The following is a 15,695-nucleotide window of genomic DNA, read 5'->3' on the forward strand; positions in this document are numbered from 1 at the left end:
GTCACATCCGATCACAGATGCGTAATCTAGCCCGTTTGACACTCTGTCAATGGCACGGCTGTAAAGATAGGTGCAGCGTGGCCGAAATTCAACGCTGGAGGCTCGGGTGGCGTCGCTCGCGGGCCTCCCCTATTTGCCTCGTTAAGGGCCTGCCGCGCGGGGGCGCTGCTTAATGTCCGCCCGGCTCGTCCATCGCACGGCTGAGCAAGATCACCGGAATGATGCCCAGCGCCACGATCATCAGCGCCGAGGTCGAAGCCTCGCCCAGCCGCCCGTCCGAGGCCAGCCGGTAGGTGCGGATGGCCAGCGTGTCCAGATTGAACGGCCGCACGATCAATGTCGCGGGCAATTCCTTCATCACATCGGCAAAGATAAAGATCGCTGCCGACAACAGCCCGCCGCGCAACAGCGGGAAATGCACCGTCATCAGGGTCCGCGCCGGACCCGAGCCAAGCCCGCGCGCGGCGTCGTCCAGACTGGGTGGAATACGCTGCAGCGAGGCCTCGACGGTGTTCAGGCTGATTGCCAGAAAGCGCACCGCATAGGCAAAGATCAGGCCGACATAGCTGCCGGTTAGCAGCAATCCGGTGGAATAGTCGAAACTGGCGCGCATCCATGCGTCGAGCGAGCGATCCGCCCAAGAGAGCGGCAGCAACACGCCGACCGCGATCACCGCGCCGGGCATCGCATAGCCGATCCCCGCAATGCCCAGCGTCGCGCGCACCACGCGGCCGCCGTCCATGCGCCGTGCGTAGCCCAGAAACAACCCCAACACCAAGAGCACAATGACCGCCAGCGCCGCCAGAAACAGGCTGTTGGCGGCAAAGGCAAAGAACCGCTGGCCCCACATAGGATCGCCGACCAGCCATGTCAGGCGCAGAAGTTCAAACACCGGCAGTGCAAAGCCAAAGAGGATCGGGACCACGCAGAGCGTCACCACCGAGAGCGCCCGCCAGCCGCGCAGCGGATGCCGTGCGGCACTGGCCGAACGCCCCGCCGGATCGCCGACATAGCGCCGCGAGCCGCGCAGGAACCGCTCAAGAAACAGCGCGAGCGCGACAAAACCGATCAGCATCGCCGCCAATTGCGCGGCGGCCACCGGCTCACCGCGCGCGAACCATGTGCGGAAAATGCCGGTGGTCAGGGTCTGCACGCCCAGATGCTGCACGGTGCCGTAATCGGCCAGCGTCTCCATCGCAACAAAGGCGGCGCCCGCCACCATCGCCGGACGCGCCATCGGCAGGGCAATGCGGAAGAACGCGCCGCGCGGGGTCTGGCCCAAGGCGCGGGCGGCCTCGATCAGATGAAGGGATTGGGTGGCAAAGGCGGCGCGGGTCAGCAGGTAGATATAGGGGTAAAGCACCAGCGCCAGCAGCACTGCCGCACCGGGCAAAGAGGCCACTTGCGGGAACCAATAGTCGCCGCGTGACCAGTCGAAGACCTCGCGCAATGTGGTCTGGAACGGTCCGGCATAGGACATGCGGTCGAAATAGACATAGGCGATGACATAGCCCGGCATGGTCATCGGCAGCATCAGCGCCCATTGCAGACTGCCGCGCCCCTTGAAATCGAACCCCGCAATCAACCAGCCCGCGCCGACACCTATGGCAAGGGCGAGGCTGACGGTCAGCAGCACCAGCATCAGGGAGTTGCGCAGATAGAGTGGCAGCACCGTTGCCGCCAGATGCGACCAGGCCCCGCCCGAGGGCACAAAGACCTGCGCCAGTACCGAGATGATCGGCAGGGCGATCAACGCGCCAATCAGCAGCGCCCCGACGCTCCAGAGGCTGATGATCCGGCGGCGACTGCGCACGGGGGGCGCCGCGGGGGTGGGCGCTGCGGTGGTGGGTGCCACAGTGGTGGGTGCCACTTGGGGGGCAATGTCATTGATGGCCATGCGGCGGTCCTGCGTTCCTGCCCTCCCCTAGCCGATCAGCGGGGGGCTGTCCAGTTACCCGATCCTTCTTGTCGGATTTGTCAGATATTATACCCGATTGTTCTTGTCAGAATTAAAAACCCGCGATATCCAAGGCGCGCTGGCAGTCCAACTGCTGCGATTCACATGCGCCGACCCAGACGCTTTGCGTCAGGCCGGCAGACTTATAGGATGGAGCAAACATGCTACGCACCCTCACCACTGTCGGATTGACAGCCCTGATTGCCGCCCCTGCCATGGCGCAGGAGGTCAACCTTTATTCGACCCGTCACTACGACACCGATTTGCACCTTTACGAGAATTTCACCGAGGCCACCGGCATTCAGGTGAATCTGATCGAAGGTTCGGGCGAGCAGCTGATCCAGCGCATCCAGACCGAAGGCGTCAACAGCCCCGCCGACCTTTACATCACCGTTGATGGCGGGCGTTTGCACCGTGCGGTCGAAGCCGGTGTGTTCCAGCCGATCGAAAGCGCCGTGCTCGAAGAGCGTGTGCCCGAGGCGCAGCAGCATCCTGACAACCTGTGGTTCGGCCTGACCGCCCGCGCGCGCGTGATCTTCACCCGCAGCGGCGAGCGTCCCGAGTGGCTCAATGACTACGAAGACCTTGCCGATCCGCGGCTTGAGGGCGAAGTCTGCATCCGCTCGTCGTCGAATATCTACAACATCTCGCTGATGGCCGAGATGATCGACGCGCTCGGCGCCGAGGCGGCTCAGGAATGGGCAGCAGGCGTGGCCAATAACCTCGCACGTCCGCCGCAGGGTGGCGACCGTGACCAGCTGCGCGCTCTGGCCGCAGGCGAATGCTCGGTGGCGGTGTCGAACACCTATTACTGGGGTGCCTTGGCCTCCTCGCAGGATCCGGCGGATAACGAAGTCGCGGCTGCGGTGGAATTCTTCTATCCGAACCAGGACGACCGCGGCGCGCATGTGAATATCTCGGGCGCCGGTCTGACCGCCCATGCGCCGAACCCCGAGAACGCGATCCGCTTCCTCGAGTATCTGGTCTCGGATGAAGCGCAGCAAATCCTCGCCGATAGCAACAACGAATTCCCGATCGTTCCGGGTGTCGAGATCACCGGTCCGGTGGCGCCCTTCACCGAGTTCAACAGCTCGGGCGTCAATGTCTCGGTCTACGGTCTGAACGCGCGCCAAGCGACGGATATCTTTGACACCGTCGGCTTCCCATAAGCACATCGACCAGCGCATCTGGCGCGAATGATCCAAGGGGGGCAGAGCAATCTGCCCCCTTTTTGCTGCCGCCCCCCTGCATTCGGCCCATTTGCGGCTTATATCAGGTCATCAGAAGAGAAACGCTCTGCCAAGGAAAGGGAGATCCATGCCCAAAGATGTGTATACGCCGCCCAAAGTCTGGACCTGGGAACAAGAGAGCGGCGGGCAATTTGCCTCGATCAATCGCCCGATCTCGGGGCCGACCCATGACAAGACGCTGCCGGTTGGCGAGCATCCGCTGCAGCTCTATTCACTGGGCACGCCGAACGGGGTGAAAGTGACGATCATGCTGGAGGAGCTGCTGGCACTTGGCCATTCAGGCGCCGAATATGATGCCTGGCTGATCAATATCGGCGAGGGCGACCAGTTTTCCTCGGGCTTTGTCGAGATCAACCCGAACTCGAAAATCCCCGCCTTGATGGACCGCAGCGGCGATGAACCGCTGCCGGTGTTCGAATCCGGCTCGATCTTGGTGCATCTGGCCGAGAAATTCGGCGCCCTGCTGCCCGCCTCCGGCCCCGCGCGCACCGAAGTGATGAACTGGCTGTTCTGGCAGATGGGCGCGGCCCCCTATCTGGGCGGCGGCTTTGGCCATTTCTACGCCTATGCGCCGGAGAAATTCGAGTATCCGATCAACCGTTTCGCGATGGAAGTGAAACGGCAACTGGATGTGCTGGACCGCGCTTTGTCGAAACGCCGCTTTATCGCCGGAGACGAATATTCCATCGCCGATATCGCGATCTACCCGTGGTATGGGCGGCTGGTCGAGGGCGGCGCCTATGATGCGGCCGAGTTCCTTTCGGTGCAGGACTACAAGCATGTGATCCGCTGGGCCGCTGAGATCGCCGAACGTCCGGCAGTGAAACGCGGGCGGCGGGTCAATCTGACCAGCGAGGGCAATGTGCCCGAACGCCATTCGGCGGCCGATCTGGACTGAGGTCTGTTGCGGCTTATGTATTGAGGAAAAGGCGCGGGGAGACCTGCGCCTTTTTTGATGTCCGTGCTTTGGTGCCGCTGTCAGAGGGGGCCAGCCCCCGCGCGCGGAGCGCGCCCCCGGGATATTTAGGGGCATAAAGTGGGCGATATTTTAGGCAAATTTTCGGTGAATTGCCTGTGAATTAGATACGCATGCGCGGCACGTCATGGGGGTCAAGGCGGAGTTCGATCAGCATGGGGCCGTTGCGGGTTTTGAGGGCGTCAAGCGCGGCTTCGAGACTGTCGTTCGAGTTTACCTCGATCCCCTGCCCGCCCAGCGCGGTGGCGATAGCGGCGAAAGAGGGCCAGTGGAACTCGGTCAGGCTGGGGTCCATTTGCCGGTCGATGAACTGGATATGCTCGGCGCCATAGGCGGAATCATTGGCGACGATCACGATCAGATCAAGCCCGAGGCGCACAGCGGTGTTGAATTCATTGATCCCGCCCATCATGAAACCGCCGTCACCGCTGAACACCACCACTGGCCGATCCGGCGCGGCCAATCCGGCACCGATCGCCTCTTGCAGCCCCAGCCCGATCGATCCGAAATTCGCCGTCACCACAAAGCTTTGCGGGTCTTGCACGGAAATCCGGCACCAGACCTCGGTCATGAAGCGCCCGCCATCGGTGATTAGCACGCGGTTCTCGGGCAGCGCCTGTTCAAAACGCTCGAGCGTATGGACGTAATTCACGCAGCCCTCGGCAGTTTTCGCCGAGCCGGTGGGATGCGCGGTCAGCACCTCGATATCCAACTCGCGGGTGAAGCCGCTGGGCGGGATTTCGGCCTCGTCGAGCCAATAGACGATGGTCTCGGCGGTCAGCCCCGAATCTGCAACCAGCGCCGCATCGGGATGCAAGCCGCCGCCAATCGCAGTGGGCTCGATATCCACCTGAATGATGCGTTTGTCCTTCATCAACTTGCCGCGGTCGGTGGTGAAATCATGCAGGCCGGTGCCGAAACAGACGATACAATCGGATTGCGCGATCAGGTCATAGGCGGCCGGCGTGGAAAGCGTGCCGAAAATGTCGATATTATAGGGGTGATCGTTGAACAGCCCCTTGGCTTTGAGCGTGGTCGCCAAGGGCGCCTCGAGCCGGTCGGCGAGTTTGATCAATTGCGCACGCGCCGCCACCGCACCGCCACCGGCGAGGATCATCGGGCGCCGCGCCGAGGCAATCATGCCGATCGCTTCATCGAGGATATCGCCCTGCGCCACGCCGCCGGGTGCGGTGAAGACATCAAGCACATGTTTGCTATGGCTGGTGTCCTGCCACATGAAATCAGCGGGCATGTTGAGCACAATCGGGCGGCGCTCGACCTGCGCGCGGTAGAAGGCGCGCGCCACATCCATGGCGACGGTCGCGGGCGTGCGCAGTTGCTTGAAGCCTGCGCCGGTCGCCTTGACCACTTCGCGCTGGTCGATGCCCTGCAGGTGGCGCGGGTTTTCCACCGGTGTGTCACCGGCCAGCAGCACCATCGGGATATGACCGCGCGCGCCCTCGGTCAGCGCGGTCATACAGTTGGTTAATGCCGGCCCATGGGTCACCGAGGCGACGCCGACCTTACCCGCGACATGGGCATAGGCCAGCGCCATCAAGACCGAGCTGCCCTCATGCGCGGCGGGGACGAAACGGCCACCGCAATCGCGCACGAAACTATCGACCATGAACAGATTGGCATCGCCCATCAGGCCGAACATCGTGTCAACGCCGTGGTCGCTGACCGCGCGGGCAATGGCTTGATAGACGTGCATCTTCTCGGTCATCGGGGCTCTCTCCTGTCTGGGTTCGGCAAGAGGTTAGCGCAGATGCGATGCGATGTGCGCGCAAAGTGAGCGACGTCAGGTGCAATGGCGCGAGAAATGTGCTTAAACCCACAATCTCGCGCGCCAATCACGCACCCTGCCAACAGATCCCGCAAGACCGACGCGCGCTCAGCGCGTGTAGCGCGCGGCGGTCAGCCCGTCGAAGGAGATCTCGGGCGTCTTGCCCATCACCACATCCGCCACCGCGCGGCCCGAACCGCAGGCCATGGTCCAGCCCAAAGTGCCGTGGCCGGTATTCACGAAAAGGTTGTCGTAGTGAGTCTCGCCCAACACCGGCGTGCCATCCGGCGTCATCGGGCGCAGACCGGTCCAGCCCTCGGCCTTGGACAGATCGCCGCCCTTGGGAAACAGGTCATTGATCACATATTTTACCGTATCGGTGGCATGCGGGCCGAGCCGGTCGGAATAACCCGCGATCTCGGCCTGTCCGGCAACCCTGATGCGGTCGCCGAGGCGGGTGATCGCGACCTTATGGGTCTCGTCCATGATCGTCGATTGCGGGGCGAAGGCGTCCTCGGTCACCGGCAGCGTCACCGAATAGCCTTTGACCGGATAGACCGGCAACCTGATGCCCAGCGGGTTCAGCACATTCACCGCATAGCTGCCCAAAGCGCAAACATAGGCGTCGGCACTGATCCGCCCGCCGAATTCGGTCTCGACACCGGCGATCTTGCCATTCTCCACGACAATCCGCTTGACCGGCTGGCCGTATTGAAAGTTCACCCCCATCTCGACGCATTTCTCGGTCAGGGCGATGGTGAACATGCGGCAATCGCCGGTGCGATCCGCGGTCAACCGCAGCCCGCCGACGAATTTATCCGCGACTTCGGCCAGCGCCGGTTCGGCACCGATACAGGCGTCGCGGTCGAGCACTTCATAGGGTGAGCCATATTCCGCCAGCACCTCCTGATCCGCCTTGGAGGCGCGCACCTGTTTGTCGGTGCGAAATAGCTGCAGCGTGCCCTGCGCGCGAGCGTCAAACTCAATGCCGGTCTCGGCGATCAACTCGGGCATCACATCGCGCGAATAGCTGGAAATCCGCACCATCCGGCTTTTGTTGATCTTGTAGCTTTCCTCATTGCAGTTGCGCAGCATCTGCGCGCACCATTTCCACATCACCGGGCTCATCAACGGCCAGATGAACAGCGGGCGGCGCTTCATGAACATCCAGCGCACGGCTTTCATCGGGATGCCGGGGGCGGCCCAAGGCGAGCTCATCCCGTAGCTGAGTTGCCCCGCATTGGCATAGCTGGTTTCCAGCCCCGGCCCGCTTTGGCGGTCGATGACGGTGACCTCGGCGCCCTGTTTGGCAAGATAATAAGCGGTGGTGACGCCGATCACACCGGCGCCCATGACAACGACTTTCATAGCAAAGCCCCCTGCTGAAATTTTCGGCAGAATGCGTCGGGAAATGCGCCGCGGCAAGCGTAGCAAACAACTTATAGGTGACAGAGCGCGGGCGCGGTATTTCTGCGACACCTAGCAGGCGGCGCGCGCGTGGCACAGACGCTTTTTCGGGCCGCCTGCGGCATGCCACAGGGCCAATAGGGGATGGACTTATCCGGCGTAAATCTATTTGTTGGCGCCGATTCACCACAATTGATTCATCAACAAACACGGGGCTGCAGGCTCATGGGGCGACAGCTCATTCTAGATACCGATGGCGGCGTTGACGACGCGCAGGCCCTGCTGATGCTGATTGCGGCGGGCAAGACGCCGGATGCGATCACCACCGTTTTCGGCAATGTCGATCTGCAAGCGGCGACGCGCAATATTCTGACGGTGCTGGCGGTGGCCGGTTGCGACACTGTGCCGGTGCATATGGGCGCCGACCGCCCGCTGTGCCAGCCGGTGATTGACGCGGCGGCGATCCACGGCGCGGATGGTCTCGGCGGGGCGCTGCGGCCTGCGCATAGGCTTGAGCCTGCGGGGCGGGATGCGGTGGGTTTTCTGGTCAACAGCCTGCGCGGGGCGGCGGCACGGGGCGAGAAGATTGACCTCTTGATGATCGGCCCGCTGACCAATCTGGCGCTGGCGCTGCGTGTGGCGCCCGATTGTGCAGAGGGTATCGGGCAGGTCACGCTGATGGGCGCGACGGTCTACGGGCGCGGCAATGTCACCCCCGCCGCCGAGTTCAACATCTACGCCGACCCCGAAGCCGCCGCGATTGTCTTTGGCGCGCCGTTGGCGATCACCGTGGCGCCTTGGGAAGCCTGTATGACCCATACGATCACGGGTGCGGAACTCGATGCGCTGCTCGACGCGGTGCCCGCGTCAACCGCCAAGGATTTCTCGCGCGCCCTCGCCGCCCATGCGCGGAAGGTGATCGCGGGGTTTGGCGCCGGGGATATCTTTCGCTTTGTTGATCCTTTGGCCGCCGCCGTGGTGATCGAACCGGCGATTGTGACGCAGTCTTTGCGCGCCTCGGTTGATGTCGCCCTCGCCCCCGGCATCACCCGCGGCATGACCGTGGTCGATCCCAGCGGGCGGTTGGGCACGCCGATGGCCACCTTTATCGAGGCGGTGGACATGAGCCGCTTGGTCGCGCATTTCAACGCCTCGCTGCACTTGCAACCACCGGAGGCCGTAGCGCCATGAGCGAGACACACCCCGCCGACCATCTGATCAATGCCGCCGATGAGGTGAAAATCCGCCAGCGGCTGGTGCGCGTGGCTCTCGGGCACATCCCCGCTGACATGAAGCTGCGGGTCGGCAAGCTGCTGGACGTGCATTCGCGGATGTGGCTGACGGACCAAGAGATCATCATTTCGGGCCGCCGCATCGCCTATGTCGGCCCTGCGGGCAGCTTTACCGGAGAGGTTGCGCAGGAGGTGAACGAGCCTGATCTGATGGCGGTGCCGGGCTTTGGCGAGGTGCACAAACACATTGAAAGCTCGCATGTCACGCCGGAATGGGAGGCGGCGCTGGTGCTGCCCCATGGCAACACGTGGACCTGCGAAGCGAGCCACGAGTTCTCCAATGTCGACGGGCCGAACAACCTGCAATTCTGGTTCACCGCGCGGCTTGCGGGCAGCCCGCAGAAGATCTTCCCCCTGCCCGGCTCGGCTGTGCCTCCGACCGCTTATGAATGGGGCGGCGGGTATTTCGGCTTTGATGAGCAACACGAGTTTATGGCCGACCATCTGATGGTGGCGGGGCTGGACGAGGTGATGGATTGGCCCGCGGTCTGGAACCCCGAAAACCCCTCGTATAACCGGCTCTGGGGAATGATCGAAGCCACCTTCGCGCAGCGCGGCGTCATCGAAGGGCATGCCGCAGGGATCAAGGACCAGCCGACGATCAACGCCTTTGCCGCCGCTGGTCTGTCCTCGGATCACGAAGCTTGGACCGCCGAGGAGGTGCTCGACAAACTGCGCCGCGGGTTGTTCATGGAATTGCGCCCGCATTCGGTGAAAGACATGATCACGGGACTCTTGGACGCGGGGCTGGGCGACTGGAGCCAGTTCGCCCTGACCACCGATGACCGCTCGTGTTCCGACACGCTGAAACTGGGCGCCACCGATTACAATGTGCGGCTTGCCATCGACGCTGGGCTTGCGCCCGAGATCGCCATCCAGATGGTCACCATCAACCCCGCGCGCCACATGCGGCTGACGCCTTGGGTCGGGTCGATCGCGCCGGGGCGGTTTGCCGATATTGTGTTGCTGGATGATCTCGACACGCTGTCGATCCGCAAGGTCTGGGCCGATGGCGAACTGGTCGCCGAGGATGGCGAATATCTGAAGCCGGTGCCACACATTGACTGGCCGGACTGGGCCACGCAGACGGTGAACATCCAGCGCGAGATGACCGCCGAGGATTTCGCCATCCCTGCGCATGCGGGCCGCGAGACGATGACTGCGGCGCTCCTGCGCCCGTTCCATTGGCATGATGATTTCATCGAGATGGAGCTGCCGGTCAAAGACGGTCATGTGCAGCGCGACGCCAGCCGCAATGTCACCAAATTCGCCATTGTCGACCGGTTCTCGGGCGAAGGCAAAACCTCGGCGATGTTCTGGCTTGGCACCGGACCGAAAACGCCGGACACTGCGCTGGCCTGCTCGATGGGCCATGACAAACACAATATCTGGGCGGTGGGCTCGTCGGATGCGGCGATGGCGCAGGCGGTCAATGCGTTGCGCGAAATTCAGGGTGGCTGGGCGCTGGTCCGTGAGGGCAAGCTGGTGGCGACCGTGCGCTATGAGGTCGGCGGGTTGATGACCTGCCGCGCGCCGCAGGAGTTGGACGCCGAGATGCAGGCGCTTTACGCCGAGGGCGACAAGATCGACTGGATGTATGAGCCAACCTTCAGCCCGCGCTGGTTCCCCGGCTTTCCCGAGCGTCTGGCCTTTGCCACATTGACTTGCGCGCCGTGGCGCTGGGTGCTAGTGGCGCCCTCCGAGCGCGCCCCACACGGATTCGTGAATGTCGCGACCGGCCAGACCCATCCCATCGTTTGGTAGCTAAATTAACGCATCTGCCAATCGACGTTAACCTTGCGTCCATGCAGCGCAGCAAATACGCTTTTGCGCATCACCAGACACTGCCCGAGCCTCGGCTTGAGCCTCAAAATCACAGGGGAACGACCATGACATCCTTGAAAGCCTTCAGCCTCGCGACCGCCTCGATGGCCGCGCTGATGACCGCGGCGCCGACCATGGCGCAGGCGCGCACCTTCACCATTTCCTGGTGGGGTTTCAACGGCGACAAGCTGCAGGAAATCATCGTCGACCCGTTCGAAGAGATGTGCGACTGCGATGTGATCTTTGAAACCGGCAACAACTCGGACCGTCTGAGCCGCCTGCAACTGCGCAGCGGTGCCGGTGTCGATGTGATCTATCTGACCGACCGCTTCTCGCAGCTGGGCATCGAGCTGGGCATGTTCCAGCCGGTTGACCGTGCGCAGGTGCCGAATATCAGCGAGAGCTATGATTTCGCGCAGGCGCCGCAGGGCGAATATGGGCCGGCCTATTCGATTGGCCGCGTCGGCATTGTTTATGACGCTGATGCCGTCGAGAGCCCGATCACCTCGTGGGATGACCTGTGGCGCGAAGACCTCGCCTCTTCGGTCTCGCTGCCGGGGATCACCACCACCGCCGGTCCGATGGTGGTGCTGCGCGCCGGCCAGCGGGTCGGGGTTGACGCCTATGCCGAGACCGACACCGCCTTTGAGCAGGTCGCCGAACTAGTGCCGAATGTGGTGACCAACTACAACACCGGCTCGGAAATGATCAATCTGTTCTCGACCGGCGAGATCACCGTCTCGATCGCGCAGGACTTCGCGCTGGGTCGCATTCAAGCCGCGGTGCCTTCGGTGGTCTGGGCTGACCTTGAGGAAGGTTCGATTGCGACGCTGAACACGATCAACATTCCGGTCAACGCCGCCGAGCCGGAACTGGCGCATATGTTCCTCGACTTCGTGCTGTCGCAGGAAATCCAGCAGGAACTGGCCGAGCAAGGCGTCGACGCGCCGGTCAACACCAATGTCGTGCTGACCGAAGAGCAGGCCGCGCCCTGGACTTACGGCGACGCGATGATCTCGAGCCTGCAGCACGTCAACTACGAGCCGATGAACGCCGCGCTTGACGGCTGGATTGCCCGCTGGAACGAAATCTTCGGCATGTAAGCCGCTATTCACCTATGTTCCGGCGCGGGTGATCGCGCCGGAGCCCCCTCCCCTGTTATCCCGAAAGAACTGATATGAAACGTCTTGCGGGCTGGATGCTATCGACTCCGGCGACCCTTGCGATTTCGTTGTTCCTGATCATACCGGTCGCGGCGACGATCAGCGTCACATTCTCAGAACCCGAGGGGCTGTTTGTCCCCTATAGCGCGTTTTTCGACTCGGCGTTCCAGCGCACCGTGCTCTGGCGCACCTTTGAGGTCGCGGCGATTGCCACCGTGGTCTCGGTGGTCTTTGGCCTGCTGACCGCCTATGTGGTCTCGCGCTGCCCGCCGTGGATGAAATCCGTGCTGATTGTGCTGGCGGTGTTCCCGCTGCTCACCGGTGTGGTGGTGCGGTCGTTCGCCTGGCTGATCATTCTCGGGCGCAACGGGATTTTGAACAATTTCCTGCAATGGATCGGCGCTATCGAGCGGCCGCTGTCGATGCTCTACACCCAGACCTCGGTGATCGTCGCATTGATCTATATCTTTGTGCCGCTGATGATTCTGGTGCTGATCGGCGTGCTTGAGAATATTCCCGACGACCTGCTGCAAGCCTCGTCCTCGCTGGGTGCCTCGCCGACCGCGACGTTTTTCCAAGTCGTGCTGCCCTTGGCCGTTCCCGGTCTGATTGTCGGCGCGGTGCTGGTGTTTACCGCCAGTTTCACCTCCTATGCGACGCCGCATTTGCTGGGCGGCAGCCGCCAGATGATGATGGGCACCTTCCTGCACCAGCGCGCGATGACCTCCTTTGACTGGGTCAGCGCCTCGACGGTCGCGGCGATCATGGTGGTGGTGATTGTCACCACCGTTCTTGTCATGACGCGTCTGGCGCGTCGCCTTAACCCGATGGCTTCATAAGATGGCAACGCGCATTCACCCCCTGCTGATCCTGATGACCATTGTGGTCTATATCTTCCTGATCGGCCCCTTGATCATCATCTTCGGGGCCTCGGTCTCGGACACCACATTTCTGGCGTTTCCGCCGCAAGGGCTGACCCTGCATTGGTTCGAGAATATCTGGGAAATCAGTGCCTTCCGGCGCACCATCGTGACCTCGTTCCAAGTCGCGCTGCTGGGCACGGCGATGGCGCTGCTGATCGGCATTCCGGCGGCCTATGCGCTGAACCGGCACCGCATCCAGCTGCCCGGCTGGCTGTCGACGCTGTTCGTGCTGCCGATCCTCATCCCCGAGATTGTGATCGGCTTTTCCTTGCTGCGCTCGATCAACGTCGGCCTCGGCGTGCCGGTGTTCTTCGCGCTGCTGATCGGCCATACGCTCTTGGTGCTGCCCTATGTGATCCGGGTGATTTCGGCGTCATTGGCATCGTTTGATTTTTCCATCGAGGAAGCCGCGATTTCCTTGGGCAGCCGTCCGGTGAAGACCTTTTTCACCATCGTATTGCCCAATGTCCGCTCCGGCATTCTGGCGGCCTTCATTCTGGCGTTCATCACCTCGATCAACGATGTCTCGGTGTCGCTGTTCCTGACCGGACCCGGTATTTCGACCCTGCCGATCCAAATTCTTGCCCATGTTGAGCAATTCTTCGACCCGACCATCGCATCGGTATCGGTGTTGCTCATGATGCTGACCATCATTGTCATGATCATTGTCGAGCGCACGCTTGGCCTGACAGCGGTGACCAAATAACAAGGCGTTTTCTTCCATGACCCTGCCCCTTTCGATTGACCAGATCACCGCGCATTACGGCACCACCAAAGTGCTGGAGGACCTCTCGCTCACCGTTGGTGACGGCGAGCTGGTGTCGCTGCTCGGCGCCTCCGGCTGCGGCAAGACCACCACGCTGCGGCTGGTGGCCGGTTTCTTGCAGCCCACCTCCGGCGCCATCCGGCTTGGTGACAAAGACCTGACCCGCCTGCCTGCCCATGGCCGCGACATCGGGCTGGTGTTTCAAAACTACGCGCTGTTCCCGCATCTGAGCGTGAAGAACAACGTCGCCTTCGGCCTCAAGCAGCGCAAGCTTGCCAGCGGTGAGCGCGACAAACGCGCGCTCGAGATGCTCGACCGTGTGGGGCTGGCGCATCTGGCCGACCGTCTGCCCGGTGAGTTGTCGGGCGGGCAAAAGCAGCGGGTGGCACTGGCGCGGGCGCTGGTGATCGAGCCGCCTTTGTTGATGTTCGATGAGCCCCTGTCGAACCTCGACGCCAAGCTGCGGGTCGATATGCGGGTGGAGATCCGCCAACTCCAGCGCGCGAATGGCACCACCGCTTTGTATGTAACCCATGATCAGGAAGAGGCGTTTTCGATCTCGGACCGCGTCGCGATCATGAACAGCGGCCGGATTATGCAGTTGGACACGCCCGAGACACTCTATCAACGTCCGGCGAATAAATTCGTCGCACATTTCGTCGGCTTCGAGAACCTGATCGACCTGCAAGTGACCGCCCGCGACGGAGAGATGGTGCATGCGCAGACCCACGACGGCGGCAAGATCACCCTGTCGCAAGAGCGTCTGGGCGCGATCCCCGATGCCTTTGTTCTGGCCACCCGCCCCGATGGTCTGGTGGTCACCAATGACGCCAGCGCCACCGGCCTGCCCGCGACGCTGGGCATGCGCACCTATCTGGGCCGCGCCTATCAATACCAGTGCCAGACCGGCGCCGGTCAATTGATCGCCAATGGCTCGCTGGCGACGCCGTTCGAGTCCGGTGCACAGGTAACACTGGTCCCGAACCCCGATCAATGCGCGATCCTGCAGCCGGAATGACCACTCTGTTGACGAACGCTTGGTTGCTCACCGTGGATGCGGTGATGACCGAGCACCGCCACGGCTGGCTGTTGATCGAAGACGGTAAGATCACCGCTCTGGGCGGTGGCACCGCGCCGCAGATCGAGGGCGCCGAGATCCGCGATATGGGCGGCGATATCGTCATGCCTGGCATGGTCAATCCGCATTGCCATATGGCGATGTCGGTGTTTCGCGGCTTGGGCGAGGATATCGACGACCGGCTGTTTCGCTATATGCTGCCGCTCGAGCGTAAATTCGTCTCGCCCGAGATGGTGCGCGCGGGATCGACGCTGTCGGCGATGGAAATGATCATGGGCGGCGTCACCTGCGTCGCCGATATGTATTATTTCGAGACCGAGGTCGCGGGGGTGATCGACCGCTCCGGCATGCGCGGTGTCGTCGGCCAGACTTTGGCTGATTTCAACCCACCCGATCACCGCAGCTTCGATGAGGGGTTCGCGCTTTGCGACAAACTGGTCGACTATTGCGCCGGTCACAGCCGTATCACCGCCTCGATCGCGCCGCATGCGCCCTATTCCACCGGCGCCGCCGTGCTCGAACGGGTGGCCGCGTGGCATGACGCGCACCCCGAGACCCGCATCCAGATCCATCTGGCGGAAACCGAGGCCGAGGTCGCTTGGGCGCTGGACACCCACGGCATTTCCACCACCGCCGTTTGTGACCGCGCCGGCCTGCTGCGCCCCGGCACGATTGCTGCGCATTGCCTGTTGATCGACGACGCCGATATCGACGCGCTGGCCCGCTCCGGCACTGGCGTCGCCCATAACGCGCGCTCGAACGGCAAGGCGGGGCGCGGGATGGCGCGGGTTGAGGATATGCGCGCGGCGGGCATCCCCGTGGGCATCGCCACCGACGGGCCGATGAGCGGCAACACGCTGGATCTCTTCTCGCAATTCGGCGTGGTCTCGATCTTCGCCAAAGTGCTGGGCCATACCCGCAGCGCCCTGCCCACCCGCGAGGTGATCCGCATGGCCACCATCGAGGGCGCCAAGGCACTGGGGATGGACGCCGAGACCGGCTCGTTGGAGGTCGGCAAACAGGCCGATCTGATCCGCATTGATCTGTCGGCTCCGCGCATGCAGCCGATCTATGATCCCTATTCGGTACTGGTCTTTGCCACCATGCCCGATGATGTGCGCGACGTGATGGTCGATGGCAAATGGCTGATGCACGACCGCAAGCTGGAAACGCTGGAGCCTGCCAAAGTGCTGGCCGACGCCAATCAGGTCGCGGATCAATTCCGCGCCGAAATCGCGGTGATCGACGCGGACATGGCGGCAAAGGGCTAGAC

12 protein-coding genes are annotated in these 15,695 nt (G+C 62.6%); 9 read left to right on the forward strand and 3 right to left on the reverse strand.

The genetic code is table 11. The features are described from left to right. Nucleotides 1-169 precede the first annotated feature (169 nt). Nucleotides 170-1,897, reverse strand: coding sequence for an ABC transporter permease (locus DDE20_RS01900; protein WP_116556744.1), 1,728 nt, complete (start codon nt 1,895-1,897; stop codon nt 170-172). A gap of 221 nt (nt 1,898-2,118) precedes the next feature. Here DDE20_RS01900 and DDE20_RS01905 point away from each other — a divergent pair, with 221 nt between their 5' ends. After that, nucleotides 2,119-3,126, forward strand: coding sequence for a Fe(3+) ABC transporter substrate-binding protein (locus tag DDE20_RS01905; protein WP_116556745.1), 1,008 nt, complete (start codon nt 2,119-2,121; stop codon nt 3,124-3,126). 148 nt (nt 3,127-3,274) lie between these two features. Then, nucleotides 3,275-4,105, forward strand: a complete 831-nt coding sequence (gene yghU / locus DDE20_RS01910) for a glutathione-dependent disulfide-bond oxidoreductase (RefSeq protein WP_116556746.1) — start codon at nt 3,275-3,277, stop codon at nt 4,103-4,105. A gap of 181 nt (nt 4,106-4,286) precedes the next feature. Here yghU and DDE20_RS01915 read toward each other — a convergent pair whose 3' ends face one another. After that, the gene (locus DDE20_RS01915) at nt 4,287-5,909 is read right to left on the reverse strand and encodes a thiamine pyrophosphate-binding protein (protein WP_116556747.1); all 1,623 of its coding nucleotides are present in this window, start codon (nt 5,907-5,909) and stop codon (nt 4,287-4,289) included. 168 nt (nt 5,910-6,077) lie between these two features. Further along, nucleotides 6,078-7,337, reverse strand: a complete 1,260-nt coding sequence (locus DDE20_RS01920; protein ID WP_116556748.1) for a D-amino acid dehydrogenase — start codon at nt 7,335-7,337, stop codon at nt 6,078-6,080. Between the two features lie 264 nt (nt 7,338-7,601). Here DDE20_RS01920 and DDE20_RS01925 point away from each other — a divergent pair, with 264 nt between their 5' ends. From DDE20_RS01925 to DDE20_RS01955, 7 genes are all read left to right on the forward strand, one after another. Next, nucleotides 7,602-8,567 carry a nucleoside hydrolase gene (locus DDE20_RS01925; RefSeq protein ID WP_116556749.1) on the forward strand — a complete coding sequence of 322 codons (966 nt, stop codon included), beginning with the start codon at nt 7,602-7,604 and terminating at the stop codon, nt 8,565-8,567. Beyond that, entirely contained in the window at nt 8,564-10,432 is a 1,869-nt protein-coding gene (locus DDE20_RS01930) for an adenine deaminase (RefSeq protein WP_116556750.1), read from the forward strand. Before DDE20_RS01925 ends, DDE20_RS01930 begins: the two co-directional genes overlap by 4 nt. Nucleotides 10,433-10,557: 125 nt before the next feature. Further along, on the forward strand, nt 10,558-11,595 hold the full coding sequence (locus tag DDE20_RS01935; RefSeq protein WP_116556751.1) for an ABC transporter substrate-binding protein: 1,038 nt from the start codon (nt 10,558-10,560) through the stop codon (nt 11,593-11,595). Between the two features lie 74 nt (nt 11,596-11,669). Continuing rightward, complete coding sequence (locus DDE20_RS01940; RefSeq protein WP_116556752.1) at nt 11,670-12,494, forward strand: ABC transporter permease; 825 nt, start codon at nt 11,670-11,672, stop codon at nt 12,492-12,494. Between the two features lies 1 nt (nt 12,495). After that, complete coding sequence (locus DDE20_RS01945) at nt 12,496-13,284, forward strand: ABC transporter permease (protein WP_116556753.1); 789 nt, start codon at nt 12,496-12,498, stop codon at nt 13,282-13,284. Nucleotides 13,285-13,300: 16 nt separating this feature from the next. Next, complete coding sequence (locus DDE20_RS01950; RefSeq protein WP_116556754.1) at nt 13,301-14,362, forward strand: ABC transporter ATP-binding protein; 1,062 nt, start codon at nt 13,301-13,303, stop codon at nt 14,360-14,362. Then, a complete protein-coding gene (locus DDE20_RS01955; protein WP_116556755.1) occupies nt 14,359-15,693 on the forward strand; it encodes an amidohydrolase family protein in 1,335 nt (444 codons plus the stop codon). Before DDE20_RS01950 ends, DDE20_RS01955 begins: the two co-directional genes overlap by 4 nt. Nucleotides 15,694-15,695: the final 2 nt, after the last annotated feature.

The sequence above is a fragment of the Pararhodobacter oceanensis genome (assembly GCF_003076755.1).
Taxonomy (GTDB): domain Bacteria; phylum Pseudomonadota; class Alphaproteobacteria; order Rhodobacterales; family Rhodobacteraceae; genus Pararhodobacter; species Pararhodobacter oceanensis.

Excerpts from the sequence above, each read along its gene's own strand:
- DDE20_RS01900 (WP_116556744.1), bottom strand. The coding sequence starts at position 1,897 with ATGGCCATCAATGACATTGCCCCCCAAGTGGCACCCACCACTGTGGCA.
- DDE20_RS01905 (WP_116556745.1), top strand. The coding sequence starts at position 2,119 with ATGCTACGCACCCTCACCACTGTCGGATTGACAGCCCTGATTGCCGCC.
- yghU (WP_116556746.1), top strand. The coding sequence starts at position 3,275 with ATGCCCAAAGATGTGTATACGCCGCCCAAAGTCTGGACCTGGGAACAA.
- DDE20_RS01915 (WP_116556747.1), bottom strand. The coding sequence starts at position 5,909 with ATGACCGAGAAGATGCACGTCTATCAAGCCATTGCCCGCGCGGTCAGC.
- DDE20_RS01920 (WP_116556748.1), bottom strand. The coding sequence starts at position 7,337 with ATGAAAGTCGTTGTCATGGGCGCCGGTGTGATCGGCGTCACCACCGCT.
- DDE20_RS01925 (WP_116556749.1), top strand. The coding sequence starts at position 7,602 with ATGGGGCGACAGCTCATTCTAGATACCGATGGCGGCGTTGACGACGCG.
- DDE20_RS01930 (WP_116556750.1), top strand. The coding sequence starts at position 8,564 with ATGAGCGAGACACACCCCGCCGACCATCTGATCAATGCCGCCGATGAG.
- DDE20_RS01935 (WP_116556751.1), top strand. The coding sequence starts at position 10,558 with ATGACATCCTTGAAAGCCTTCAGCCTCGCGACCGCCTCGATGGCCGCG.
- DDE20_RS01940 (WP_116556752.1), top strand. The coding sequence starts at position 11,670 with ATGAAACGTCTTGCGGGCTGGATGCTATCGACTCCGGCGACCCTTGCG.
- DDE20_RS01945 (WP_116556753.1), top strand. The coding sequence starts at position 12,496 with ATGGCAACGCGCATTCACCCCCTGCTGATCCTGATGACCATTGTGGTC.
- DDE20_RS01950 (WP_116556754.1), top strand. The coding sequence starts at position 13,301 with ATGACCCTGCCCCTTTCGATTGACCAGATCACCGCGCATTACGGCACC.
- DDE20_RS01955 (WP_116556755.1), top strand. The coding sequence starts at position 14,359 with ATGACCACTCTGTTGACGAACGCTTGGTTGCTCACCGTGGATGCGGTG.